This window comes from Vibrio methylphosphonaticus (assembly GCF_023634655.1).
Classification (GTDB): Bacteria; Pseudomonadota; Gammaproteobacteria; order Enterobacterales; family Vibrionaceae; genus Vibrio; species Vibrio methylphosphonaticus.
In genome coordinates this window covers 1-259 of record NZ_JAMKMS010000096.1, presented here as the reverse complement: position 1 = coordinate 259, position 259 = coordinate 1, and the positions used below count along the sequence as shown (strand labels likewise).

The following is a 259-nucleotide window of genomic DNA, read 5'->3' as shown; positions in this document are numbered from 1 at the left end:
TGGCGCGCTTTCTAACCCTTCATCGTCCAAGGCGATGTAGGTGAAGGTGACATCCTCTGACTCACCATTGCTCAAGCCTTGGAAATCTTCACCCGGATCGAAGCTGTATGACCCATCCGAGTTAAACGTTAGGCTACCTTTGTCTGCAGGGACATCGTCTTGAAGTGCGTAAGACGCAATCACCCCATCGATATCTGACGCGACAGGCACGCTTCTGCTGATTGAGGTGTCTTCATCCGTTACCTCATCGGCAGGCAAC

At 52.1% G+C, this 259-nt stretch carries 1 protein-coding gene; it reads right to left on the bottom strand.

The genetic code is table 11. The features are described from left to right. The coding region (locus M9196_RS23405; RefSeq protein WP_250619901.1) for an Ig-like domain-containing protein at positions 1–259 on the bottom strand (259 nt) is incomplete at both ends.